General features: G+C 54.6%; 24 protein-coding genes and 1 pseudogene. 3 read left to right on the top strand and 22 right to left on the bottom strand.

Features of this window, described 5'->3' with window-relative positions; genetic code table 11:
• Positions 1–264: 264 nt before the first annotated feature.
• The 3 genes from RX717_RS13310 to RX717_RS13300 are packed head-to-tail and all read right to left on the bottom strand — an operon-like array spanning position 265 to position 3,417.
• Positions 265–1,212: a hypothetical protein gene (locus RX717_RS13310; RefSeq protein ID WP_107631625.1), complete on the bottom strand. Its 948-nt coding sequence runs from the start codon at positions 1,210–1,212 to the stop codon at positions 265–267.
• A gap of 16 nt (positions 1,213–1,228) precedes the next feature.
• Positions 1,229–3,049 (bottom strand): hypothetical protein, encoded by a 1,821-nt coding sequence (locus RX717_RS13305; protein WP_054326926.1) that lies wholly within the window; start codon positions 3,047–3,049, stop codon positions 1,229–1,231.
• Positions 3,049–3,417: a hypothetical protein gene (locus RX717_RS13300; RefSeq protein WP_107631626.1), complete on the bottom strand. Its 369-nt coding sequence runs from the start codon at positions 3,415–3,417 to the stop codon at positions 3,049–3,051. Before RX717_RS13300 ends, RX717_RS13305 begins: the two co-directional genes overlap by 1 nt.
• 149 nt (positions 3,418–3,566) lie before the next feature.
• On the opposite strand from RX717_RS13300, the gene RX717_RS13295 reads away from it, so the two are divergent.
• Complete coding sequence (locus RX717_RS13295; protein ID WP_107631627.1) at positions 3,567–3,848, top strand: hypothetical protein; 282 nt, start codon at positions 3,567–3,569, stop codon at positions 3,846–3,848.
• A gap of 66 nt (positions 3,849–3,914) precedes the next feature.
• On the opposite strand, the gene RX717_RS13290 is transcribed toward RX717_RS13295, so the two are convergent.
• The 19 genes and pseudogenes from RX717_RS13290 to RX717_RS13200 all read right to left on the bottom strand — a co-directional run bounded on the left by RX717_RS13290 (position 3,915) and on the right by RX717_RS13200 (position 19,816).
• Entirely contained in the window at positions 3,915–4,955 is a 1,041-nt protein-coding gene (locus tag RX717_RS13290) for an FN3 associated domain-containing protein (protein ID WP_107631628.1), read from the bottom strand.
• A gap of 31 nt (positions 4,956–4,986) precedes the next feature.
• Positions 4,987–5,499 (bottom strand): hypothetical protein, encoded by a 513-nt coding sequence (locus RX717_RS13285; RefSeq protein WP_054326922.1) that lies wholly within the window; start codon positions 5,497–5,499, stop codon positions 4,987–4,989.
• Complete coding sequence (locus RX717_RS13280) at positions 5,477–6,067, bottom strand: hypothetical protein (protein ID WP_316960390.1); 591 nt, start codon at positions 6,065–6,067, stop codon at positions 5,477–5,479. Before RX717_RS13280 ends, RX717_RS13285 begins: the two co-directional genes overlap by 23 nt.
• The gene (locus RX717_RS13275) at positions 5,989–7,944 is read right to left on the bottom strand and encodes a recombinase family protein (RefSeq protein WP_316960389.1); all 1,956 of its coding nucleotides are present in this window, start codon (positions 7,942–7,944) and stop codon (positions 5,989–5,991) included. The genes RX717_RS13280 and RX717_RS13275 overlap by 79 nt, the downstream gene beginning before the upstream one ends.
• Before the next feature lie 53 nt (positions 7,945–7,997).
• The gene (locus RX717_RS13270; protein WP_439330296.1) at positions 7,998–8,126 is read right to left on the bottom strand and encodes a hypothetical protein; all 129 of its coding nucleotides are present in this window, start codon (positions 8,124–8,126) and stop codon (positions 7,998–8,000) included.
• 133 nt (positions 8,127–8,259) lie between these two features.
• Entirely contained in the window at positions 8,260–8,490 is a 231-nt protein-coding gene (locus RX717_RS13265) for a YdbC family protein (protein WP_000659121.1), read from the bottom strand.
• Positions 8,491–8,566: 76 nt separating this feature from the next.
• The gene (locus tag RX717_RS13260; protein WP_000743701.1) at positions 8,567–9,421 is read right to left on the bottom strand and encodes a ParB/RepB/Spo0J family partition protein; all 855 of its coding nucleotides are present in this window, start codon (positions 9,419–9,421) and stop codon (positions 8,567–8,569) included.
• A 7-nt stretch (positions 9,422–9,428) separates the two neighbouring features.
• Complete coding sequence (gene mobV, locus RX717_RS13255) at positions 9,429–10,394, bottom strand: MobV family relaxase (RefSeq protein WP_001145977.1); 966 nt, start codon at positions 10,392–10,394, stop codon at positions 9,429–9,431.
• A 518-nt stretch (positions 10,395–10,912) separates the two neighbouring features.
• A complete protein-coding gene (locus RX717_RS13250; RefSeq protein WP_001170965.1) occupies positions 10,913–11,944 on the bottom strand; it encodes an AAA family ATPase in 1,032 nt (343 codons plus the stop codon).
• A gap of 153 nt (positions 11,945–12,097) precedes the next feature.
• Positions 12,098–12,571: a sigma factor-like helix-turn-helix DNA-binding protein gene (locus RX717_RS13245; protein WP_000323521.1), complete on the bottom strand. Its 474-nt coding sequence runs from the start codon at positions 12,569–12,571 to the stop codon at positions 12,098–12,100.
• Positions 12,572–12,654: 83 nt separating this feature from the next.
• The gene (locus tag RX717_RS13240; protein ID WP_000323896.1) at positions 12,655–13,080 is read right to left on the bottom strand and encodes a sigma-70 family RNA polymerase sigma factor; all 426 of its coding nucleotides are present in this window, start codon (positions 13,078–13,080) and stop codon (positions 12,655–12,657) included.
• A 95-nt stretch (positions 13,081–13,175) separates the two neighbouring features.
• A complete protein-coding gene (locus RX717_RS13235; RefSeq protein WP_003085618.1) occupies positions 13,176–13,811 on the bottom strand; it encodes a sigma-70 family RNA polymerase sigma factor in 636 nt (211 codons plus the stop codon).
• Positions 13,812–14,158: 347 nt separating this feature from the next.
• Positions 14,159–14,348, bottom strand: a pseudogene (locus tag RX717_RS13230) (cysteine-rich KTR domain-containing protein).
• A gap of 51 nt (positions 14,349–14,399) precedes the next feature.
• Positions 14,400–16,319 (bottom strand): tetracycline resistance ribosomal protection protein Tet(O), encoded by a 1,920-nt coding sequence (gene tet(O) / locus RX717_RS13225; protein WP_000691759.1) that lies wholly within the window; start codon positions 16,317–16,319, stop codon positions 14,400–14,402.
• Between the two features lie 366 nt (positions 16,320–16,685).
• The gene (locus tag RX717_RS13220) at positions 16,686–17,060 is read right to left on the bottom strand and encodes a TnpV protein (RefSeq protein ID WP_001140406.1); all 375 of its coding nucleotides are present in this window, start codon (positions 17,058–17,060) and stop codon (positions 16,686–16,688) included.
• Entirely contained in the window at positions 17,041–18,060 is a 1,020-nt protein-coding gene (locus RX717_RS13215) for a hypothetical protein (protein ID WP_316960388.1), read from the bottom strand. Before RX717_RS13215 ends, RX717_RS13220 begins: the two co-directional genes overlap by 20 nt.
• On the bottom strand, positions 18,050–18,259 hold the full coding sequence (locus RX717_RS13210) for a hypothetical protein (protein ID WP_054326920.1): 210 nt from the start codon (positions 18,257–18,259) through the stop codon (positions 18,050–18,052). The genes RX717_RS13215 and RX717_RS13210 overlap by 11 nt, the downstream gene beginning before the upstream one ends.
• 46 nt (positions 18,260–18,305) lie before the next feature.
• Positions 18,306–19,511: a phage terminase large subunit gene (locus tag RX717_RS13205; protein WP_242977911.1), complete on the bottom strand. Its 1,206-nt coding sequence runs from the start codon at positions 19,509–19,511 to the stop codon at positions 18,306–18,308.
• A gap of 89 nt (positions 19,512–19,600) precedes the next feature.
• Positions 19,601–19,816, bottom strand: a complete 216-nt coding sequence (locus RX717_RS13200; protein ID WP_054326918.1) for a hypothetical protein — start codon at positions 19,814–19,816, stop codon at positions 19,601–19,603.
• A 280-nt stretch (positions 19,817–20,096) separates the two neighbouring features.
• Between RX717_RS13200 and RX717_RS13195 the strand changes: the two genes are divergently transcribed.
• Together RX717_RS13195 and RX717_RS13190 are read left to right on the top strand one after the other, a co-directional pair.
• The gene (locus tag RX717_RS13195) at positions 20,097–20,930 is read left to right on the top strand and encodes an undecaprenyl-diphosphate phosphatase (RefSeq protein WP_107631630.1); all 834 of its coding nucleotides are present in this window, start codon (positions 20,097–20,099) and stop codon (positions 20,928–20,930) included.
• 61 nt (positions 20,931–20,991) lie between these two features.
• A complete protein-coding gene (locus tag RX717_RS13190) occupies positions 20,992–23,499 on the top strand; it encodes a DNA translocase FtsK (RefSeq protein ID WP_316960387.1) in 2,508 nt (835 codons plus the stop codon).
• The last annotated feature ends 62 nt before the right edge of the window (positions 23,500–23,561 follow it).

Here is a 23,561-nt window from a genome sequence, read left to right as displayed (position 1 = left end):
AAGAAGAAAGACACTATAATTTTCCAGTAAATTACAGAAAATACGGAAAATTGGCAACATATAAGAAATTTTTCAAGTATTTGTAAACCAAAACGGTTGACGAGCGTGGAGGAATGTGTTATCATATTCACAGTAAAAATTTGATAATCTAATCAATTGGCGGCGGCAGCAGGACTGTCGGTTTGTCCAATCCATAAATTCGCGCACTTCTTCATTCCTAAAAAGCCGCGCCCTTGGCAAAGGGTGCGGCTTTTTTACTGGATATCAATACCAATAGCCTGCTTTCCATTTCTGGAGGGCGAGGCTCGCGTTTTGGTAGCTTACGTCGGAGGTCGGCGTCCCCGCGGGTACACCCAGGATCGCCGCGTCGCGCTGCAGCACATAGCCGTTGGTTTTCCAGCGGCTGAGCGCCTGCTCAAAGGCCTGCGTCTGTGCGCTGTCCGCCGCGTCGTCCACGCTGAGCTGGTAATTGCGCCAGTTCAGCGTGGGGGTGCCGTTTAAAAAGCCGGTCAGACCGGCAACCGACAGGCTGTAATCCCGATCCGCGTTGAACTGCGCGAGCTGCGCCTGTGCCTGGGAGAGCGCGGCGCTTTCCGCAGCGGCATAGTAGTCGATTTCGAGCGCGGCTTCCTGCCCGGCGGCGCTGTCCTGCGCGGCCGCGCGCGCCTTGAGACGCGCCTGCCCCAGCGCGTTGAGATCGCTGCGGTACTGGTTGTCGATCGAAATACGGCTGGTTTCGGCCGCACCCGAAGTAGCGGCGGAGTCCCGCGCGCCCATGTTTAAGCCGAGCGCGGCCAGCTTTTCTTCGTTGGAGAGTACGGATTGCCGCGCGTTGATATCGGTCTGCGCCATGCCGGCCGTATAGTCGCTCTCGATCGAAGCCAGATTTCGTTCAAGCTGCTGCGCGATGCGCTCGCGTGCGGCTTCAAAGCGTTTCAGTCGGGCCTGTTCGGCGGCTTCATAAAGCCGGTTGAGCGCGCTGGCGCCGGCAGAGGCGCCGCCCCCGCCTCCGCTGCTGCCGGACGAAACCGAATAGGGGCGGTAGTCCCCGTTCCAGGTCGATACCGCTTCGTTGGATGCGACCTTGCCCGCCAGCCCTTCCGTATCAATCTTGTTCTGGCGTTCGGCGAGCAGCTCCTGACGTTTGCCCGCGTCCTGTGTATTTGCGATAGCCTCCGAGTAGTCAAAATCCTCTTTGTAGTTTTTCGCCATATGTTTCCCTCCTTTCTCAGATCACGGTCTGCCCCTGCGTCCAGCGGATCGTGAGCGCGAGCAGGCCGAACGGCTCGTCCGGCCGGTCGTTGCCGATGCGCACCGCGAACAGCGGCATGCGGTGCTGCCGGCGGCGGGTGCGGTAGCTGACCGCGCCAGGGATGCAGCGGAACGAGAACCGCGAAAAATCCAGCGTTTTGAACGAAAACAGGTCCATGTTGCGCGAAAGCGCGAGCAGCGCGCCATTCTCGTTTTCATACTGTACGGTCGCGCCCGACCGTGAGTAGGGCATGAGCGTCGGGATGACATCGCGCACGGTTTTGACCCGCCCCCAGTCCGCGAGCGGCAAGGTGGGCGTGCGCCAGTATGCGTCGATCGCCGCGTCATCGTCACAGTAGGCGCCATCCTCGTCGGCGCGGGCGAAGCGGCACAGCCGGCCGTCCGCGGTGCCAAACCAAAGCCGACCGTCCAGCACGGCAAGGCATTGGGCGGGGACCTCGGTCCAGTAAAACCATGCGGGGTCGCCGTTCTCCTCGGTCAGCGTACTGTCCGCGATATACATATGCCCATTCACGGCAAGGTAATATTTTCCTTCGAACACGGCCGCGCAGGCGTTCTCCAATCCGGCTTCCGTCTCCAGCTTGGGTACGATCGCGTCCGATACCGAGCGGATGGTCCGCTGCTCCGCGACCGCAGTGCCGAACGCGCCCTGCACCCCGCGCGCGGACAGGAACAGCGGCAGATCGCCCAGCGTGGCGAAGCTGCGCGGCGCGGTCGCGCCCGCGCCCTGCGCCCCCTGCTTGAGCGGATAAAGCGCCGTCCCGTCGTCCGCCATCAAGTAGGAGCGCAGATAGCTGGTCGCCTCCTGCGCGCCGCCGGACTTGATGACGAGCTGGCTCTCATACTGCTTGAGATAGCCTACAATCGCGGACGCGTCCGTCCCCATGCGGGTGTAGCCGGTATCGGGGAAATAGGTGGGATCATACAGCCCGCTCTGCCAATCACAGTCCGGCTCGTCCGGATTGCCGGCAACGAACGCGCGCGTATCGTTTTTGCCGCCGTACAGTCCGGCAAACCGGCACTGGTTGATTTTATCCGCATAGCCGGTCACGGTTTTGGAGAACGTGATGGATACGTTGGCCAGCCCGTTGGCGTTTGCGGGCGCGCTGGCCAATGTGATCAGGCCGGTCGTGCGGTTGACCGAGGACACGGTCACGGATGCGCCGTTTACCGCTGCGGTTACCTCGGTGTCGTCCAGATTTTTTGCGTCCACCTGGAACTGGGTCGCCGAGCCGTTGCCAATGAAGGTGTTGATGCGTTTGGGGGTGAGCAAGTTAACTGCTTCATAGCTGGTGCCGCCGCCGGTCGGCTGCGCGGAGATCGTGGTGGTCGGAACATAGGCGACGTCTTGTACCTTGACAGCCTCCCACGCGGTTCCGGCGCTGTTTTTGCGCACCGCGCGGTAGGTCTGTCCATCAAGTAAGTATAATACGCCGTTCATCACGAACGATTGCGAGAACGCCTCGTTCATGTCCGTGCACAGCTCGGCCTGCGTACCCGTGGCGGGACGGGCGTACAGCTTGGTACCCGCATGCACGGCCAGGCCGGATCCGTCGGGCAGGGGGAACAGGCCGAAAAGAGGCGCGTTGTAGTTTTGCTGGGTTTTCCAGCCAGTGCGCTTGACCAGGAAATCGTTCTGGTCGCAGATCAGGTTCTGCAGGTCGGGCGAGCGGGACAGGGATACCTTGGTGGGGTGCGTGCGAAAGTCCGCGCCGCCGAAACGGCTGACCACGGTTTCGCGCTCGGTCTCGGGATAAGGAAACTGGTAAGCGCGCATCAGACCATCTCCTGTATGCCGGTGAACTGCGCCGGACAGTGGCGCAGCAGGCGGTCAGCGTATTCCGCGGCCGCCCAGTTGAATTTGGCCTTGTCGTCGTCGGCCACGAGCAGAGCCGCCAGCCCATAGGGGAAGCACTCGCGCGCGAGCCAGTCGCCTGTGGGGATATCCTCGTCCAACGCGTCCATGCGCGGCGGCGCGGCGTGCGGCTGCTCGGCGCAGAATACCCGCTCCGCGTTGATCTCGCGCAGGCTGTTGACGAGCAACTGGTTGAGCGCGCCTAGCGCGAACGGTTCGTAATACGCGCCGCTGTCCGGCGTTTCGGAAAGCAAGTTCAGCGCCGCACGGAAGCATTCGGTTCCGGTCATGAGATTCCTCCTTTTGCAATATATGGCTCCCAGCCTGGCACAAAGGCGGATGCCCCGATCTGAAGATTATTTACATGCTGTTTAAACTTGCCACTGGCCCCGATGCTATAATATAAAATAATATGAAGATAGATGGGGGTAAAGGTAATATGGCATATCTTTTGATCTCCATGCTGACCGTACTGCTTTTGGCGCTATACCTGCGGCAGCAGACTTTGCAGCAGCAGGTCTACAGGCTGAAAGAGCGACTGGACAGCTTGGCAGATATTACCGGACATGTAGAATACAAATCGGATTATATCAGTGAAAAATTACAAAATGAACTGAAACGACTCAAGAAAAGCGGTCAGCCGGTGCAGGCGGTCAAACACCTGCGGGAGCAGACAGGGATGAATTTGGTGCAGGCAAAGCAGTTTGTTGATAAGCTTTGATAGAATATCCGCACTTGTGCCAGGCTGAGAGCCTGTCTCATGCCGCCCTATGGGCGGCCTTTTTCTTTAGCCCGCCGCCACAGGGGACGGATACTTGCCGGTTTCGACCGCATAGGCGCGGATCTGGCAGCCCTCGTCCGCGGTCAGTGCGGTATCGGCAATATAATCCTTGGCCGAATCCGAGTAGCGCGGGTCGGAGCCGTCCAGCGTGTAGCGGATGGCCGCGCCGCTGCCTGCGGTGATCTTGCCCGAGGCGACCACCGGCGCGTCGGATACCGTATCCGCCGCCACCAGCGCGTATACGCCGCCGCATTTCGCCCCCAGCACATAGGCGTCATAGTAATGGCGGCCTTCGATCAGCGCGCCGGATACGCCTACCGGATCCTCGTGAACCTTGGCGTCCGCGATCTTATAGGGCATAAGCACCGCGTCCTTGTGCGCGACGAGGAAATACACATCCTCGGGCAGATAGCTCTTGGGTACGCGCACCACATGCATGCCGAACACCTCGCCGCAGACGCCCTTGGCAATGGACTGACGCGCAAGTACGTCCACGCCCGCGAACTCGTCCGAGGTGCAGACCAGCTTGTACATCTCGCTTGTCAGGTAGAGATAGCGGTTGTCGTCCGGCACCAGCGCGTCGTCGAGCGCCTGCGACGCGTCCGCGATCTTGCTGATGATGTCGGCCTTGGTCGGCTTGGCCGCGCTTTCCGCGATCGTGCCAGCCATGGTCACAAAGCGGCGGAAGGCGTATTTGTCCGCGGCGGGCGTGGACTTTTCGTTCAGCTGCAGACGCAGCATGTCGGCCGCATTTTTGACCAGATTCTGGTCGAGGTTGTTGCCCTTGTCAATGGTGAGCGTGAATGCCTTGTCCTGCGTCATGGTCAGTTCCTGCACCACGTCCTGCATCTCGGCCACGTCGCCGTAGCGGGCAAGGCCGCCGTCGCGGTCGTAGTCCACCTCCTCGACCGTGATCGGCGTGTACACCTTGAGCGTCTTGACACCGGTCAGGTCAAAGGTTTCCGCGGTCTTGCCCTTGATGAAGGACGCGCGGGTGAATACCTCGGCGATCTGGTCGGAATATTTGCTTGCAAGATTGATAGCCATAAGTATAATACCTCCTGTTTATACGATATGTTTATTTCCCCAACAGTGCTAAGGTCACGGGATCGACGCCTGCGGGCTCGCCGTCCGACTGTGCCGGACCGACCGCCGCGCGGCGGTTCTTTTGGTTCACCTCCAGCGCCGCCAGCTCGTCCTTGAGTTCAAGGATCTCCCACTTGCGGTAGGCGGAAACCAGCGAGCCTTCCTGCTGCGCCCATTCCCACACCTGCTGCGGGATGTCCTCGGGCTTGACCTCGGGATATTCCTCCACGAACGCCGCATAGATCTGCCCGTTGGGCATACCGTTCGCAGCGCGGTTGCGGCGCACATAGGCGTTCTGTTTGGACAGCCCCAAGCTTGCCGCATGGATCAGCTCCTCCAGCGTCAGCTCCACGGTTTGCCCGTCTACCGGCACCGGAAAGGTTTGTGCGGCGGGGGGCGCGGACTGCCCAGCGGTATCAGGGGAGAATGGGTTGGATGCAACTGCTCCCGTCTCCTGCGGGAGCGGCTGCGCCGGACTGCTGTTAGGTCTGGTCTTGTTCTGCATTTGCATTTGCCTCCTTTTGCTGCTGCCGCTGCATGCGCAGCGCGTGCAGCAGGTCGTGTTTGCCGCGCACCTGATAGTCAGGCACGTTTTCCAGATAAACGAGCGGGTCGGTGATGACCCCGCTTTCGAGCAGGTGGTCGTTGGTCATGGTCTGCATGGTCTCTGACCAGTAGCTCGCCGCGCCCACGTCCACCTGAAGGCGCATATCCTGCCCGGCGAGCGTGGAAAAATCGAAAGACTGACGCTGCGGTTCGCCTCCGTCCTCATCCGGCACGACGACCGTGCGTATCCCGTAATGCGCGCCCATCAGGTCGAGGAAGATGCGCGCCCAGTCCTCGGTGAAGCGGTAGAACTCCATTTTGGTCAGCTCAAGCGGGGCGGCGGTCGCGTTCTGCACCGCGACGATAGCCGAGGTGTTGTCCGGTTTGACCGTGCCGAGCGCGGCCTCGCTCGCGCCCATCAGCTCGGCGGTGTCGGTCATCATCTGCTTCAGCAGCCCGAGCACCTGGCTGGAGATATCGGGCGCTTTGAACGCAGCCGCAATCGCGGTGTTCGGGTCGCCGCGCATACCGACCGCCTTGCCCACGTCAGTCGGTCATTTTTTGCGGACAGTTCAATACATGCCCTTCGGTTCCTCTCCCTACTCCTGCGTTTGCTCTCGTTTGATTTCTCCCTCTGTATCCTCTTAGCACAAGCGGGACAATACTTTGATATTCCAGAGCTGGGGACGTATTCAACACCGCACACCGTACAATTTTTAGGCTTTAACGCCGTCCACCGCTTTGTGGGTGTGATATGTAATTCACCGACAAAGCCGATGAATTTATAGTAAATCTTGATTTCCTGCCTTACTGTCCCGTCCGCAAGTTTCTCACGTTCCGAAACAAGTATCTTGTCTATGAGTGCGTTTATGATGGTTGCGTCCAACTCTTTCAGCCCCTGATAGTTGCGGATTAGGGATAGAAAGTCCCTCACGCCCTGCGATTTCTCATAGCTGTCATTGAGCGTTTCCGTTACCTCTTTCAGCCGTGCTTCAATTTCAAGCTGCTCTTTCTGGTATTTCCCCGACATCATCTCAAAATTCCGCTCCGTGATACGCTCCATTACCTTGTCCTCATAGAGAGAGGAAAACAGCCTGTCAAGCTCCGCAAGGCGTTTGTTCAGCTTCTTCTTTTCTTTCTCTAATGATTTCGCCCTGCTCTGGTCTGTTTCCGTGAGCCGCCTTTCTATGGCTCTGACCGCCTTTTCATCATTGACCGCCATATCCGCAAAGCGGTTGATGTCGGCAAGGACGGCATTGAATAAGTCCCTCGCTTCAATGCTGTGTGCGGTACACATAACATTGCCATATCTGCCATAATTATTGCAGGTGTATTGTACGCAGTCGATGATGTCGGGGCGTTTCCTCCTGTTGGCACTCGCCGCCCGCATCGCATAGCCGCAGTCCGCACACTTGATAACGCCCGAAAAGATATTCTCAAATCCCCCTGCGTTCTGCTCCCGCCTGCGGCTCGTCATAAGCTGCTGTACGGTGTCAAATTCCTCCTGCGTGACTATCCCCTCATGGGTGTCTGGTATCACTTCCCATTCTTCGGGCAGCTTAGAGGGGCGTTTCTTGCTTTTCATGTTGGCTGCAATCCGCTTGTAGCCTGCAAGGTTGCCCGCATATATCGGGCTTCTTAAAATGCCCCTCACGCTGTTCTCGCTCCAAATATAACGGTTTTCCTCGTTATCCTCAAAGTACCGCTCATAGCCTGTTGCCCCTTGCTCCACCGCATAAGCGGCAGGGCGTAGGATATGCTGTTTGTTGATGTGCTTGCGGATTTTGGCGATGCCGTTGCCCGCTAACGCAAGGTCGAATATCTCCCTTACCACATGGGCAACTTTGTCATCTATCAGCAGATGGTTGTGGTCGGCAGGGTCTTTGACATAGCCATAAGGGGCTGTTGTTCCCATGAATTTCCCCTGCTGAAACCTCGCACGGTACGCCGATTTTATCTTGACTGACACATCGGCAGAATACATTTCGTTTAGGATGTTGCGGAAAGGCGTGATGTCCATAGCGGATTTGTTTAAGGTGTCCACGCCGTCATTGACCGCTATATACCTCACGTTATGCTCTGGGAAAAAGACTTCCAGATATAACCCACAATCAAGATAGTTCCTCCCCAGACGGGATAAATCTTTTGTAATCACGCAGTTTATCAGCCCGTTTTCAATGTCCTTAATCATATTCTGGAAACTTGGTCTTTGGAAATTTGTTCCAGAGTAGCCATCGTCAACATACGTTTTTGCTAAATGCCATCCCTGCCTTTTCACATAATCCGTGAGGATGGATTTTTGTGTCGCAATGCTCGCACTCTCGTTATCCGTGCCATCGTCCTTTGATAAGCGGCAGTAAATGCCGACTTCATAAATCTTGTTCTCCGTTCTTATTCCTGCCATACTGTAAAACCTCCATATCTGTCCTAACGTTTTCATGTTCCATTGCGTACATTCTAAGCGGACAGCCCCTCATTGTCGAAGGTGTCGCCCTCGGCAATCTTCTTCCGAATATCCTCGGAGATAATCGGGACAAACGCTTCTGCAACGGTCTGTGTGCCGATATATTCTCGACTGATAATCATTTGTACTTGCCCTTTTGGCACAATACGCTTTCTTCTTCCAGTTGTTTTCCTATCCTCGCCCATACTTAAATCTTCCTTTCCAGACAGGGCAGGAGAACGTCTGGAAACGCCCCGCCCTGTCAATCAGATACCATCAATCCCCGCTGTTTACTTCTTTCTGTAATGCTTCAAGGAGTGCCGCTGCTTCATCAGCGTTCAACGTGATACCCTTTCCGCACTTCTCACGGTTCGGGGAAAAGCTGCGGATGTCATATTTCGGCTCTCTCCCGTTCCATGAAATAAGATTGATTTCCTTTGTGTAGCCGCTGTCACTCGCAGACAATACGGCGATTTCCTTTACAATCTCATACTGGATTTCTTTCATTCCTTACCTCATTCTCCTTAAAATTCTGTCTTTCTTCTGTTCCAAATTCCTGCATTTACTTCCCGAAAAAAGAAGGTTAGCGGCTGTCCCTGCTCCGTTTTCTCTGCAACTCACGTTCCAGAAGTCGGATGATGGTTTCCTCCATCTGCTTCGGCGTTGTGTCCTTCGGAAAGTATTTTTTCAGTTTGCTTGTGTTGATTTTCAAGGTTTCTTTCTGGTTTCCCTTTTCCTCCGTCATAATGGAAAATATCATATCCATGTCAAGCTGCCCGCTCTGGCTCATGCTTTTCATCCGCTGTGCCTGTGAGAGTGAGGGCGTTGCTTCTTCGCTCTCCATCGTGGCAAAGAGATTTTCCTGCTCGTCTTTCTTCAAAAAGGACAGTTCCACCGCAGGTGTGAGGGCGATTTTCCCCTCGTCCACCATCTGCAAAATCGGCGGTATCAGTTCCGTCAGGCGGATAAAACGCTGGACGGTCATCCTGCCCACGCCGAAGCCCTGTGCCACTTTGTCGTCCGTCCGCAACTTCGTCACAACTTGTGACGAGGTTAAGTCTGTGCGGAAACCCTGCCGCTTCATGGCTTCGGATTTCATCCTGTAGGCAAACGCCCGCTCCGATGGCAGGATATTTTCACGCTGTAAATTACTGTCTACAAGGGTGATGATGGCTCGGTCACGGTCTAAGGGCAGGACAAATGCAGGCACGGTATTTATACCTGCAAGTTCGGACGCACGGACACGCCGCTGCCCCGCAATCACTTCATAACCGTTCCCGTCCTCTTTCGGGCGTGTGATTATCGGCGTGACAATGCCAAATTCCTTGATGCTTTCCGCTAACTCTGACAGCGTTTCATCCTCCACAACATGAAACGGATTGTCGGGAAACGGGTATAAATCTTTGGTCTTTAACACCTTAAAATCCTGTTTCTTCATTCACTTTTTACCTTTCTCTTGATTTGTTTCTGCCTGTTCTCTGTAATTCTTCCAACACTTCTGGCGGTATCTTTGAGAGCAGCCGCCCCATCTGCTCGTTGGTTCTCTGCAATTCAAATATCCTCTGGTTGGCTTTCTGCACCTTTAATTCCTGCTCGTACTTTTCATCACGCATACGCCCTGCATAGTCGGCTTCCTGCCCGATTTGCTCCTTTAAGCTGTCGATATACGCCTGCTGTCTGCCGATTTCCTTAGAGAATTTCTCCACTTCGGGCAGCCATGCGGCAACCAGTTCCAGAGCCTTGTCACGCTTTTTCCCTGCGTTAAAGGCGTTGATGTCGGACAGGGCAGACACGATTTCCCCATACTGCTTATCAAGCCTGCCGCCCAACTTATAGAGCCATGTGGGGACGTGTTTCCGCTTGGTTTCCATCGAAGATTGACCTCTCTCAAGCTGATTCCAACGTGAGGACATCCGCTCATGGTAGGCGGTCTGCCACTCCGACAGGCTCTTTTGATTGCCTAAAATTGTTTTGGCGGACAGCTTATTGTCTGGTGTAATCGGCACAAAGCAGAGGTGCATATGGGGCGTTCTCTCGTCCATGTGGACGACTGCGGAGAGGATATTCTGCTCCCCGACACGCTCCGAAATGAAATCCAGAGCCATCGTAAAATACGCTTTCTGTTCTTCGGGCGGTAACTGGTTCATAAATTCTGGTGAAGCCGTGATGAGCGTTTCCACCATCATCACGCTGTCTTTCCTTGTCCTGCACCCTGCTTCGGCTACCTTTCGGTTAATCTCTTTCTTATAGGTGTACTTTGGCGGTGCGACAAGATGATAGTTATTTTTAGAGCGTTCCATGTCGATATCTGGGTTGCTTTTGTAGGCTTCTTTCTTCCGCTCGTTGTGGCGTTCGCAAGCCGCAACGCCGCCCGCTTTGCGTTTCTGGAAACGCAGGATTGCATAGGGCATAATCCATCATCTTCCTTTCTTCGGCGGGTAACTGCCCTTTGGGTGACAGCGGTGACGGTGGTGACGGCAGTTTTGGGATGCCCCCTGCCGATTGCCGTAACTGTCACCCTTATCCCCTGCATGACGGTCATGACGATGGTGACGGTGTTTTTGGGATACTCCCTCGCAAGAGCTGTAACCGTCATGCCGCCGTTCTTTTATCCGAAGCCGCAAGGCGTAGGATAGCAGGGCGTAAGACCTGCCATAAGGGAGTCCAGAGGGAACGTCTGGCACACGGCTCTTTGCAGGGCAAAGTGTAGTGTGTTACACCCTGTAAACGCAGTCGGAAAAATCGGAGAGATTTTTCTGACCGCAGGGGTGATTTTACACGCCCGAAAAGGGCGGGTGAATCCCACGCCTGCATTTTGCGTTTGCGGGGTGTTCTCCCGTAGGGATGACAGCGGCAGGGTATCCTAAAATCACTGTCACTGCCGTCACCGCTGTCACCCGCAGGGCAGAGCCGCCAACTTTACATGGCTTTAAGCGTCAATGACAGTAACAGGGGGTATCCCAATATCGCTGTCACCGCCGTCACCGCTGTCACCCGCCCTCCTTGCAAGGGCAATCTGCCTGCCGTCTTTCCTGCGGCTGTACTGGTAGCAGATACGGTTCTCGCTTAAAAATGTGGTGTGATATTCATTCAGCCATTTCGTAATCACCGTGGGTATGGTTTCCGTTTCCCCCATAGCGGCTAACAGCTCCGTTGCCGTGCCTGCCCATTCTTCCTTATCCCTCATAAAATCCACCAACCGAAAAAGGACATCTGGTATCGTTTCTTTCGCAAGCTGCTCCTGCGTTTTCCTCTCCACAAGTTCCCAACTGCAATCACGGAAACGGAGCGTGTATTCCTGATAGGGCGTGTCCCTGCCCGTTACATACAGCTTGGCGGTGTCAGATGCCCGTTTCTCCTTTTCCAGAACAAAGGTAGCGTCCGCACTCCCCGTTAAGCCTGTCGTCCCAGACACCTTGTTGAACACATCGCTGTCATTCTGCTTTCGGATGTGGTGTACGACAATGACCGCCAGAGAGTGCCTGTCGGCAAAATCTTTGATTAGGGAGATGTCCCCATAGTCGCTTGCATAGGCGTTGTCTTTTGAAGCTGTACGGACTTTCTGCAAGGTATCAATGACAATGAGCCTGCTGTCTGGATAGTCTTTCAGATAATCCTCAAGCTGCACGATAAGACCGTCTGACAGCTTGCAGCTTGCCACGGCAAAATGAAGCCGCCCGCTCGCTTCGTCCGTCAAACGGAACAGCCTGTCCTGTATGCGGCAGAACGTGTCCTCAAGGCAGAGGTAAAGCACATCGCCCTCCATTGTCGTCATGTCCCATAAGGGGATTCCCTGCGACACGCATAAGCACAGCTTCAGCATGAGCCAGCTCTTGCCTATCTTCTGTGAGCCGCAGAACAGCGACAAGCCTGTGGGGATAAGGCTGTCCACCACAAAGGACGGCTTCTCAAGCGGCTCATAAAGGAGCGTTTCGGCGTTGACTGTCTGTAACTTCTGCATGGGTTTCCTCCTTTCGGGCAGTTATCTTGTTTTTGTTGCACATAGGCGTTGACCTCCTTAAAAATAGATTTACTCCCACGAAAAAAGTGAGAGTATGTAATACCGCCAATCCCACACAAATAAAAAACAGATTTCTTTTTCGGGCGGTGTCGGTCATGGTTGGAGATATTTCCTCATTTCCGCTTTTACTTTCTTCTTTGCAACAGCAACGGATTTCTGTATTGCAGAAGCGGTGCAATGCTCCATAGCGGCGATTTGGTAAAAATTGAACTCATACTCGTAGTAGAGCAGGAAACGTCGCCTTTGTATCTCTGGCAGTCTGTCAACCGCCTTACAGAGCAGTTCCGCCCGTTCTGCTTCAATCATTTGTTCCTCAATGCTCTTAGGCAGCTTTAACGCCCGCCTGTTCAGCGTTTCGTCCCATACTTCCGAAAACTCCCTGTGCCGCTCGTCCCATTGGAGAAGATTCCTGTTCCTGCGTTCCATCTGCCGAAATTCAAAGAATAACTGCTCGGATACTTCCAGTTCGTGGTGTTCCCCCTGCCCGTCCTTAAAACTGATAAAATACCTTATACCGCTTTCCGTGGATTCCTCCCGAAGCGTGTACGCCTTAGCTTTATATGCCATCCCGTTTTCCTCCTGCCAAAAATAAGCGGGGAGATTCCACTCCCCACCCAGTAGCCCGCAGAATAATGGGATGTATTAGACGCTTACAAAATTTTCCGAAGCTTCTTCCGCAGATGGTCTAACCTCGCATAGATGGCACCAGTCGTCAAATGCACAAGTGGGGCAATCTCCTTTGTGGAATACCCCTGCATTTTCAGCAGGACGATTTTCAAGGTACGCCCGTCCACCGTGACTAATACTTGATAGAGATTTTCGCTCTCAATCTCGTCCAGTAACTCCGCAACTGTATTCACCTCCGCTTGCCGCTCCCTGTCTGCCATGTCCTCAAGGTATTCCGCAACGTCATTCGTCCATCGGTAAAACCGCCTGTTGGAATTGAAGTCTGCCCTGTCCGCTATGCGTATCTGCTCAATGGTCACTTCATCAACGCCGCACTCACGCAGCAGCTTTTCCTCCGCTTCTTTCCAGATACGCCATTTCCTGTCCTCCCGTCCGTGGTTGTATGCCATTCTTTCTTCCTCCAATCAGAATTGATTGAGAGGGCAGAGAAAAAGCCCCCTCATTTTCCCAAAGGAAAAAACAAGGGGGCTGAACGCCTTAAATTTTAATTTTCTATTATCTTTCTTAGTTTTCTTAGGATTCTGGCTTTGCGTTTGTTCACAACGCTCTGGGTTATGCCTAACCTCGCCCCGACTTCACGCTCGGAAAGTCCGTCAAAAAAGATTGCCTGTATCAACTCCTGCTCACTATCCGACAACAAAGGCAGGGCGGCTTTCAGCCTGTCCACCATAACAGCATTGACAACGGTTTCCGCAATGTCCGCCGCTTCATCAGCGATAAAGTCCAGAGGATTCCCCTCGCTGTCCGTAAATCCGTCCAGAGATAGCAGGCTGTTCCTCGCATCTAATTTTTGCAGGTAACGCCACCGCTCCCTGTCACGGTAGAAGTCCGCATATTGCTCCCTTACGACTTCAAGCAGACAACCTTGGACGGGGATAAACAGCTTGTCCATATATCCCTTGTCGGCTTGCCTGCGGCGGCAGAAATCCGTATAGGACAGTTCCACATAGCCGCCGCTTTCTTTGATATATACTTTTCTTGGTGCGTATTTCACCGCTAATACCTCCAATCTGAATTTTTGAAATGTAAAAATCCAGATGGAGAGGCGGGGAGCGGCAACGCACACCAGAAACAGCCCTGCGGCACTTTCCAACAAAAAACGACAAAAGAAAAACCGCAAAGGCTCTGTGACCTTCACGGTTATGGGAAATACAAATTCTGTTGTATGGAGATTGTACTTCCACTTTCAAGGTGAGAAGTACCGCTGCACTGGCAGAAATTTTTTTAACTGGTTTCCTGCCATTCTCTGATATGCTATGTATTGATAAATTTTACTTCGTATGAGCAGATGAATAACCGCCCGAAAAAAGAACATAAAAAAATCCCTCCAAATTTAAAAACAAATTCAGAGGGTAATTTAGGGTATAACAAAATAACCCACCCGAATATCGTTTTTTTTATTTGGTGAGTTTGTTCTTTCAAATACGAAACAAAAAGAGCCGATGATTCGTGAATTGTTCCACAATTTCATCGGCTCTGCGTCTTAAGCGTCTGGCTCTTTGATGACAGTTATCTTCAAGTTGTCAACTTTAATCAAGCTTTCTTGTCTGCATTTTGGACAATAAAGGGGATAATTCTCCAAAACAGTGTCCTTCCTAATTTTATTACGGGTTTTGCTCCCACAAACAGGACACAATATCCATTCGCATTTCATCATAATTAGTCTCTAATCCTTTCAAATCTCATTTTATATGACTTTTGCAAGCTGTTAAGCTAACTTGTGGAACATATGCCGAACCTTATCTATACGGCTATTCGGGCGGCGGGGTTGGCAAATAAATTTACCAATAGCTGGCTGGTATCCTTTTAACTCTGTCAAGCAGACTCCCTGCCCATTTGTGAAATAAGTTAAATCGTTCCTGTATTCTTGAATACATCTGGCAGGGATTTCTCCTTTCAGAATGACCTCGTCATTCTTTACCTGAGTACTTACAATATCTGCACAATACCTTGGGGCATCATGATACGCCCGTGAGAGATATTCCTGCGGTGCATAAATTTCAAAGTGGAGATATGGCTCTAATAGTTCTGTCCCTGCTTTTTTTAAAGCCTGCTCCAATACGATAGGGGAAAGCAGCCGAAAGTCTGCGGGGGTACTTACAGGACTATAATACAATCCATATTCAAAACAGATTTTACAGTCTGTCACTTTCCATCCATACAGCCCCTGCTCGCAGCCATAAAGAACCCCCTCCATAACCGCATTTTGGAACGATTGGTTTAAATATCCAAGTGAAACTCTGCTTTCATACTGCACTCCGCTTCCAATAGGGAGCGGCTCTATGGACAACCCGACAGAAGCCCAGAAAGGATTTGGCGGGACTTCTATGTGGATGGTATATTCTGCTTTTCTAAGCGGTCTTTCCATATATATAACAGTAGGCTCTTTTATTTCTGCCTCCACATGGTATTTTTCCTCAAGGATGGCACAAATGACTTCCATCTGCACATTCCCCAAAAAAGAAAGTATAATCTCATGCGTTGTAGTATCCACATAATATTTTAAAAGAGGGTCGCCATCTGAAATTTCTGTAAGTGCCCCAAGCAATATTTCCCGCTGTTCAGATTTCTTTACTGCAATCGTTGTTTGGAGCATAGGGAGAGGATTTTCAATAAATTTTCTCTGCGGCAACAGCATTTCGTTCCCCAAAATACTGTTTAGCTGCAAAACATCATTTGGTAAAATTACAATATCACCAGAGCAGGCTGTATCGGATGAATATAATTCACCGTTTGTCGGAACACACATCTCTGTGATTTTTATTTTCTCTTTTTCAGATATTTTAATAACATCCCTCAAATGCAATGTTCCGCTATATATACGCACATAAACAAAACGCCGCCTTTTCTCTGAATATTCAATCTTAAAAACCTGCCCGCATAGTTCAGATTGACCTTCAGGCGTTGATGAATAAAACTTACTGGCAATCACTTCTATAAGCTGCCGAATCCCCAGATTGTTTTTAGCACTTCCGTGATAAACGGGAAATAACGTTCCGTTTTGGAATCTCCTGTTTTCTTCCTGTTCCAGTTCTGACATTTTAAACGGTTTCCCTGACATATATTTCTCTAATAGTTCATCGTTTCCCATAATTACCGCATCCCACTGTTCCATATCGTCATTGTCCGTTACATTTATATGGGGATGCTGCCCAACCTTTTGCTTCACTATAATTTCCGAAGAAAGCTTTGCTTTCATTTCTTGATATACCATTGGCAAATCAATCCCCTCTTGGTCAATTTTATTGATGAAAAAAATTGTCGGAATCTTCATTGTCTGTAGTGCATGAAACAGTATACGGGTCTGTGCCTGTATGCCATCCTTTGCAGAAACTAATAATACTGCTCCGTCTAATACGGATAAAGAACGGTATACTTCCGCCAAAAAATCCATATGGCCTGGCGTATCTATAATGTTGACTTTTACATCCTCCCACTGAAAAGATGTCACTGCTGTCTGGATAGTGATTCCCCTTTGACGCTCCAAATTCATTGTATCTGTCCTTGTTGTGCCTTTATCTACGCTCCCTGGTTCTGCAATTGCACCACTGGTATACAATAAACTCTCCGTTAATGTTGTCTTTCCTGCGTCAACGTGAGCCAGAATGCCTAAGTTAATTATTTTCATGTGATTTTCCTCCTATCAACACCCAAAAAAGGGCATAAAAATACCCAGTGATAAATACTCCTATCACTGGGTAAATAACTCCAATAGCCCCAAAACACTTATATGTTTTCGGGCATATAAAATTACATGATAAAAGTATTCTTAAACTGGGTACAAAAAACTAAGCCCCATATTAAAAGTGAAACGGGACTGCTACTTTTTGTTCCCACTATCAAATTGACAGTTTATTTAAGAATACCTTGCCGCATATTTATTAACTCCTTGTATAATACTGAATCTAATTATATTCCTTAACCCTTTATTTGTCAAGCTGACAAACTAAAGCAGAAAAAGCGGCAGGATTTCCCCCTGCCACTAATCATCTGTTTATGCAAAAATAATTTCCTTTTCCACAATCTCCCTCGCACAAGCCCTTATGTTATTGAGGCATCCTGTCCATTCTAAGGCGTTTTCTGCCTTTAGCTGTTCCGTTATGCCCTGTGCCTGTTTCATACCCTCTATGAGCCTTTCAAAGCGTTCCTGTGCCTGTCTGTCAATGTCGGCAAGGTAAGCGTTAAGTCTGCCGCTTGTAAGAAGATTGGTGTATGTAACTTTGCAGTGATGCTTCAGATAATCCAAATGCCGCTGTCCCCAGATGCCTATCGGCTGTTCTTCTTCGGCGGGTACAGTTAAGCACGGTATTAAATAATCGCCTTGCCTTTCGTATTTGCCGCCCATTTCCTCAAAAATTGTCTTTGCCATTGTCTGTTACCTCCACATTCTTTTTTATTTTGAATGTCCGCAAAATCCGTCCTACATCGTTCGACCACCCGTTCGGGAAGCGGGTCATGTCGTAGATGATCTTGGGGAAGGCCACCTGCTTGATGCACTGTACATACATCGAGTACAGCTTGTTAATGGCAATCTGGTTGGGGATGGCCTCGGTCAGCGGACTTTCGCCGTGGCACGAGCCGCGCACACGGTTCCAGCACAGATGGGTCACCGGATAGTAGCGGTAGGGTAGCTCCTTTTCACGCATCACGGTCGCGGTGCGCGTGGTTTTGCAGAACGCGACGCCGTGCTCGGTCCGGCGCATGTGCAGCAGCACGGTTACGCGGTTGTTTTCGCCGTGCAGGCGGCGCAGGTGGTCTGCGTCGCCGTCCGGCCGGATGGCCTCGGCTTCGTCTGCGCCCATGCCGTTTTCCCGCACCTCCTTTTTGACCTCGTCCACATCGCGCCGCATGGCGAGGATGAGGTAGGGCTGGCGCTGTACCTCGTCGCAGGCAGGGTTGCCGAAGCAGATATTGGTCGAGTCGATCAGCTCTGCCGCGATATCGCCCTTGATTGCCTGGCCGGTCTCAAGCGTGGGATCGAAGTGGAGATAGAAGCACGCGTCGCCGTCCACACAGGCGTTTTTGAGCAGCGGCCGTCCGAGCGCCTTGACGCCCGACCGCTCGATCGCGGACGCGAACGAGCGCTCCAGGATACGGGCGGTCCGGCGGCCTGCGCTGTCCATGTCGAACGGCTGCGCGCGTACCGCCACATCGTCCGATACCAGCATGGATACGAACAGGTTGACGCAGCGCCGCAGCACATTGAAGATCAGCGGGTCGAGCGACTGGACGCGCAGCCCCTCCCATTGGCGGCCGAGGTAGAAGGCCTCGTTGCGGCGCACGCGGTCGTACAGGCCGATCGAGCGTTTGTAGTCGCGGTCGCGCTCGTACTTTTGCCAGATCGCAGCAGGCGAGGGGTCAAACCGCATGGTCGTCCTCCTCCCGTCCGTAGGCCATCAGCGCGGCCAGGTCGCGGCTGAGTGCGTCTCCGGCCGTGTCCGGCGCATCGCCGCTGCGGCCGCGCCCGCCCTCCCGCCAGAGCGGGGTGGGCAGCGTCAGCCCGCCGGATATGACCGCGCCGGTCAGCACCAGCAGGGCGGCGCCGATGCAGTAGCATAATAGTTCCATAGTGTCCTCCTTTTCTGGAATGGGGACGGTGATTCCCCATTTTGGCTCAGTACCGCAAAAACTCTCCCACCTCGCAGTCATACAGGGTCGGCGGCGCGGGCTGGGACGGCTCGTACACGGTCGCTGCATAGCCGCGCAGCGCGTCCGGCGCGTGGGTCAGTTCGTGCGGCGTGTTCGCCGTGTCGGACGGATTGCGCTTGTCGTGCTGCAGGGCGGGCAGGGTGCGGATCAGGTTGCGGCAGGTGTCGAAGATGGTCAGGCGGGGGCGCATCCCACCCTGCGCGTCCCGACGCGGGGCGAGCAGCTCGTGCAGCGCCAGCCAGCCGGCGACGCGCTCGTTGCTGCTTTTGTCGAAGTCCAGCCCGCAGTCCGCGAACAGCTCCACCGCACTTTTGCCGGTCTCCTGCCGCCGGTTCCACAGGTCGGGCGGAGCCAGCCGGCAGTCGATGCGTTCGCCCGCCGGCTCGCAGTCCAGAATGGCCGCCGCCGCTTCTGAGATAATCAAACCAGATTGATATAACTCTCTGTATACTATGCTGTATCCATCCGGACTTTGTGCGATCCACAGCGCGGCGAGCATATCCAGCCCGTAGTCGATCGTCAGATAACGCCGCCAGCTCTTGGGGATGGGGTGCGGCGGCGTGACGTGCCGCTCGGCGGAAAACTCGCTGAAATACCGCCCCTCGTCCAGCTCCCACGCTCCGTCGAGCAGCGCCCTGCGGTCGTACGGGGCGAGCAGCCGCAGCCGTTTTTCATATCCCGCGTCCGCCTGCTGCAGAAATGGGTTGTCCGCCAGTCGCGCAGGCAGGAACAGTCGCGTGCCGCCATCGCATTCGCACACGGTGTCGGGCGGCATGGGGTCGATGTACCGCGCCTTGACCCAGTGATGCCCCACGCCACCCGGGTTGGTGGTGGATTTGATCTGCTTGGGATAGCCGTTCGCGCCCCGCACGCGGGAGATCAGGTAGGTGAACTGGCTTTCCGTGAAGTGGGTCAGCTCGTCGAAGCGGATCACATCGTACTCGGCGGACTGATAACGGGTCACGTCGTTCTCTGCATCGCAGTAGCCGAATTCCAGAACTGAGCCGTTAACGAACTGCCACAGGTGCTCGCTCACCTTGTAGGACGCGACCGCCTGCGGGAACAGCCGCAGCGACGCAGGCACGAGCGAGCGGTCCAGCTCGGGCAGGGTGCGCCGCAGCATGAGCTGCCGCGAGGCCGGATACTGCACCGCGAACCGCAATGCGTCCAAAAGCTGGCCGTGGCTTTTGCCGCCGCCTGCCGCGCCGCCGAACAGCGTTTCAAATGCCTCCGAGCGGATGAACGCCGCCTGCCGCGGGGTTACTTCGTATTCGATCGCACGTCCACGATTTGGAACACGATCTCGACCGGCGCGGGCGGTTCGGCCTCCGCACCGTCCAGCAGCACTCCCTTGCCGACCGTCCGGTCGAGAATCTCGCGGATCGCGGTCAGACGGCTGTTCGCGGGCGCTTCCGCGTCGTCCGCGATCTCGTACAGCATCCGGATCAGCTCGTCCGGATGGTTCTTTTTTCGCACAATGGCATCGCCTCCTTTGGGGATAGAGTCGCTTACTTTCCCGCAGGGCATAGAATAGGAGAATCCTCCGCAAAAGTCAAGAACAAATGTTCGGTTTTGCGAGGCGTGAAAAAAATAACCCTTTTGCGGGCGTGGCGGCGGAAAGCGGAGCAGCCCTTGCGCAAAGGCGGCGGGCCTGCGAATACACGGCGGTATTTTGCTAAATTTGGTGGTATCTGACACGGAGATATGCTATAATAAAACTGTATGTAAAATTCGCCCCACCGAGAGGAGAAAAAGAATGAGTTTATGGTTCGCCGTTCTGCTGGGTCTGGTACAGGGCCTGACCGAGTTTTTACCCGTTTCCTCGTCCGGCCATTTGGTGCTCGCCCAGACGATTTTTGGGGACGGGATAGAAACGAATTACATGCTGTTTAATGTGCTGTTGCACTTTGGCACGCTGCTGTCGGTTGTCGTTGCGTTCTGGAGCGATATCAAGGAGCTGTTCCTCGAATTTTTCGCCTGGATCAAGGACGGCTTCCGGATCAACGGCCATCCTTACCGCCGTTTTATCATCATGCTGCTGATTACGATTCTGCCGATGTTCGCCATCCTGCCGATCAAAAGCAAGATTGAGGGCGCGTTCTCCTCGTCCCTGATCGTCGGGCTGATGCTTCTGGTCACGGCGGCGATCCTGTTCCTGTCGGAAAAGGCGCCGAAAAAGCATAAGACGGAAAAGGACGCGACCTGGCTGGATGCGTTGATCGTCGGCATCGGCCAGTGCTTCGCGGTGCTGCCCGGCCTGTCGCGCTCGGGTACCACTATGTGTACCGGCCTGTTCCGCGGCTTTTCGCGCGAGTTTTCCGTGCGGTTCGCGTTTATCATGTCGCTGCCCGTCATTCTGGGCGCGAATATTCTGGAACTGGTCGACGTGATCCGCGATCCGTCGACGATTGGCGAGGTTTCGCTCGCCTGCTACATCGTAGGCATCCTGGTGGCGATGGTATCCGGCTTGGCGGCGATCCGCATGGTGCGGTTTGTGTCCAAGCGGGGCAACTTCCGCCCGTTCGTGGTCTACTGTACGCTGATTGGTACAATCACGATCGTCGTCAGCCTGATCCGGATGGTGGTCTGACCGTTCCGCTGCGGGGTCTGCCGCGGTATGGAAAAGAGAACGGAAGAGAGGTTTCAATAATTTGGCTGCAAGAAAAACCACAACCAAAAAAAGCGCGCCTCGCGGGAAAGCGGCCGCGCGCCGCGCGCCCGAGCCGGAGACGCTTCTGCCGCGCGCGGCCTGGGGCGCGATCTGGGGCGTGGCGGGGCTGCTGTGCCTGTTGTCGCTGCTGCCGATCGACGGGGTCGTGCTGGACGCCCTGCATCGGGGGATTGGCGCGCTGATCGGGACAGGCAGCTATGTGCTGCCGTTCGCCCTGCTGGGGCTGGCGGCGCTGCTGATCGCGCGGCGCAAAGGGCCGGTGCGCCTGCGGGGCTGCTGCATCGCCCTGCTGCCCGTGCTGGCGGGCGGCGTCGTGCATGCGATCACCTGCGCCAATGAATATGCGTTCTCCATGAGCACCCTGTCCGGCCTGCTGAAGTCCGGCATGGAGATGAAATCAGGCGGCCTGATGTCCGGCGGCCTGTACATGGTGTTTGAGTGGGCGCTGTCCTCGATCGGCGCGCTGCTGGTTTTGCTGCTGCTGCTGGTTGCGGCGCTGCTGGCCGCCTGCCGCATCACGCCGCAGGCGTTGATGGATATGTTCCGCCCCCCAGCGTATGAATATGAGGACGAAGAGGAGCGCGAGCGCTATGAGGCGCCAGCCAAGCTGCCCAATGTGCATGAGGTGGCCGCTGTCCATGCGCAGAAACGGGAGGAGCGCCGCGCCGCACGCCGCAAGGTGAATATCGATATCCCGCTGGACGCCGAGCCGCCGGGCGAGGACAAGCCGGGCGAGGCTCCGGACGCGCCGCCGCGCCGCATGCACGGTGGTAAGCCGATCGCACCGGATGAATACCTGCGTTCGCTCAAAGAGGAAACGACGGGCGAGCAGGTCAGCATCATGGACCTAGTGGAGAATAAACCGGAGGAAGAGGAAGCGCCGGCGGAGCTGGAGCAGGCGCCGAAGAAAGCGGAAAAGATCGGGGAACAGGAGCAGGCGGCGCTGAGCGAGCAGATGGACGAGAGCCAGAAAGCGCCAGTTCCGGTTTACGACTATCCGCCGATTGAGCTGCTGGTGCAGGGCAAACGGGCATCGGCGGCGGGCGCGGAAGCTGAGCTGCGGGAAAATTCCGAATGCCTGATCGACACCCTGCAGTCGTTCAATATCGACGCGCAGATCATCGGCATTGTGCGCGGCCCCTCGGTCACGCGGTTCGAGCTGACCATCCCGCGCGGCATTAAGATCTCCCGCATCACCGCGCTGTCGGATGATATTGCGCTGTCGCTCGGCGCGGTATCCGTCCGCATCGCGCCCATACCGGATAAGATCGCAGTCGGCATCGAGGTGCCGAACAAAGCGGTCAATACAGTGTTCATCCGCGAGTGTATCGCTTCGCCGGCGTTCACCAACGCGCGCAGCCGCCTGTCCTTTGCCGTGGGCAAGGACATCACCGGCAAGCCGGTGATTGGCGATATTGCGAAAATGCCGCATATGCTGATTGCGGGTACTACCGGATCGGGCAAATCCGTGTGCATCAATTCCATGCTGATCTCGCTGCTGTACAAGTCCACGCCCGAGGAGGTCCGGCTGATCATGGTCGATCCTAAAATGGTTGAGCTGGGCAATTACAACGGCATCCCGCACCTGCTGATTCCGGTCGTGACCGACCCCAAGAAGGCGGCGGGCGCACTCAACTGGGCGGTGGGCGAGATGGAGCGCCGCTATAAGCTGTTCGCGGACCATCAGGTGCGCAACCTGGTCGGCTATAACGACCTGATGCGCGCCGAACGGGCGAAGGCGGAGCAGGAGGAGGGCGGCGCGCCCGAGCAGTATCAGGTCCTCCCGCAGATCGTCATTGTCATCGATGAGCTGGCAGACCTGATGATGGTCGCGGCCAAGGAGGTCGAGACTTCGATCTGCCGCATCGCGCAGAAGGCGCGCGCGGCGGGCATGCATCTGGTGGTGGCGACCCAGCGCCCGTCGGCCGACGTCATTACCGGCATTATGAAAGCCAATATCCCGTCCCGCATCGCGTTCGCGGTGGCCAGCCAGATTGAATCCCGCATTATTCTGGATACGACTGGCGCGGAAAAGCTGATTGGCAAGGGCGATATGCTGTACGCCCCGCTGGGGGAGGGCAAGCCTACGCGCGTGCAGGGCTGCTTTATTTCGTCGGATGAGATCGAAGCGGTGATCGCGCATATCAAGGAGACAAGCACAGCCGAATATAATGAGGAGATACTCGAACACATCGAGCGCCAGGCGGAGCAGGCGGAGGGCAAGGGCGGCGCCTCCGGCGACCCGGGCGAGGAAGAGGACGACATGATCGAGGAGGCGATCGATGTGATTATGGATTGCCGCCAAGCGTCCACCTCCATGCTGCAGCGCCGTCTGAAGCTCGGCTATTCCCGCGCCGCGCGCATCATCGACCAGATCGAAGAGCGCGGCATCATCGGTCCGTTCGAGGGCTCCAAGCCACGCCAAATCCTGATTTCCAAAGAGGAGTGGCAGGAAATGAAGCTGCGGCGGCACACGCCGCTCGATTGAAGCCTCGGTTTCCATCAAAAGGGGACTGCCGCGTATTTCCCCGTCGTTCATTTTTAATTTCC

It is taken from the genome of Intestinibacillus sp. NTUH-41-i26 (assembly GCF_032769475.1).
GTDB classification, from domain to species: domain Bacteria; phylum Bacillota; class Clostridia; order Oscillospirales; family Butyricicoccaceae; genus Agathobaculum; species Agathobaculum ammoniilyticum.
Note: the sequence above shows the minus strand (reverse complement) of the source record. Positions and strands in the feature narration are given on the sequence as shown.

Excerpts from the sequence above, each read along its gene's own strand:
- RX717_RS13310 (WP_107631625.1), bottom strand. The coding sequence starts at position 1,212 with ATGGCGAAAAACTACAAAGAGGATTTTGACTACTCGGAGGCTATCGCA.
- RX717_RS13305 (WP_054326926.1), bottom strand. The coding sequence starts at position 3,049 with ATGCGCGCTTACCAGTTTCCTTATCCCGAGACCGAGCGCGAAACCGTG.
- RX717_RS13300 (WP_107631626.1), bottom strand. The coding sequence starts at position 3,417 with ATGACCGGAACCGAATGCTTCCGTGCGGCGCTGAACTTGCTTTCCGAA.
- RX717_RS13295 (WP_107631627.1), top strand. The coding sequence starts at position 3,567 with ATGGCATATCTTTTGATCTCCATGCTGACCGTACTGCTTTTGGCGCTA.
- RX717_RS13290 (WP_107631628.1), bottom strand. The coding sequence starts at position 4,955 with ATGGCTATCAATCTTGCAAGCAAATATTCCGACCAGATCGCCGAGGTA.
- RX717_RS13285 (WP_054326922.1), bottom strand. The coding sequence starts at position 5,499 with ATGCAGAACAAGACCAGACCTAACAGCAGTCCGGCGCAGCCGCTCCCG.
- RX717_RS13280 (WP_316960390.1), bottom strand. The coding sequence starts at position 6,067 with ATGCGCGGCGACCCGAACACCGCGATTGCGGCTGCGTTCAAAGCGCCC.
- RX717_RS13275 (WP_316960389.1), bottom strand. The coding sequence starts at position 7,944 with ATGGCAGGAATAAGAACGGAGAACAAGATTTATGAAGTCGGCATTTAC.
- RX717_RS13270 (WP_439330296.1), bottom strand. The coding sequence starts at position 8,126 with ATGATTATCAGTCGAGAATATATCGGCACACAGACCGTTGCAGAAGCG.
- RX717_RS13265 (WP_000659121.1), bottom strand. The coding sequence starts at position 8,490 with ATGAAAGAAATCCAGTATGAGATTGTAAAGGAAATCGCCGTATTGTCT.
- RX717_RS13260 (WP_000743701.1), bottom strand. The coding sequence starts at position 9,421 with ATGAAGAAACAGGATTTTAAGGTGTTAAAGACCAAAGATTTATACCCG.
- mobV (WP_001145977.1), bottom strand. The coding sequence starts at position 10,394 with ATGCCCTATGCAATCCTGCGTTTCCAGAAACGCAAAGCGGGCGGCGTT.
- RX717_RS13250 (WP_001170965.1), bottom strand. The coding sequence starts at position 11,944 with ATGCAGAAGTTACAGACAGTCAACGCCGAAACGCTCCTTTATGAGCCG.
- RX717_RS13245 (WP_000323521.1), bottom strand. The coding sequence starts at position 12,571 with ATGGCATATAAAGCTAAGGCGTACACGCTTCGGGAGGAATCCACGGAA.
- RX717_RS13240 (WP_000323896.1), bottom strand. The coding sequence starts at position 13,080 with ATGGCATACAACCACGGACGGGAGGACAGGAAATGGCGTATCTGGAAA.
- RX717_RS13220 (WP_001140406.1), bottom strand. The coding sequence starts at position 17,060 with ATGGCAAAGACAATTTTTGAGGAAATGGGCGGCAAATACGAAAGGCAA.
- RX717_RS13215 (WP_316960388.1), bottom strand. The coding sequence starts at position 18,060 with ATGCGGTTTGACCCCTCGCCTGCTGCGATCTGGCAAAAGTACGAGCGC.
- RX717_RS13210 (WP_054326920.1), bottom strand. The coding sequence starts at position 18,259 with ATGGAACTATTATGCTACTGCATCGGCGCCGCCCTGCTGGTGCTGACC.
- RX717_RS13195 (WP_107631630.1), top strand. The coding sequence starts at position 20,097 with ATGAGTTTATGGTTCGCCGTTCTGCTGGGTCTGGTACAGGGCCTGACC.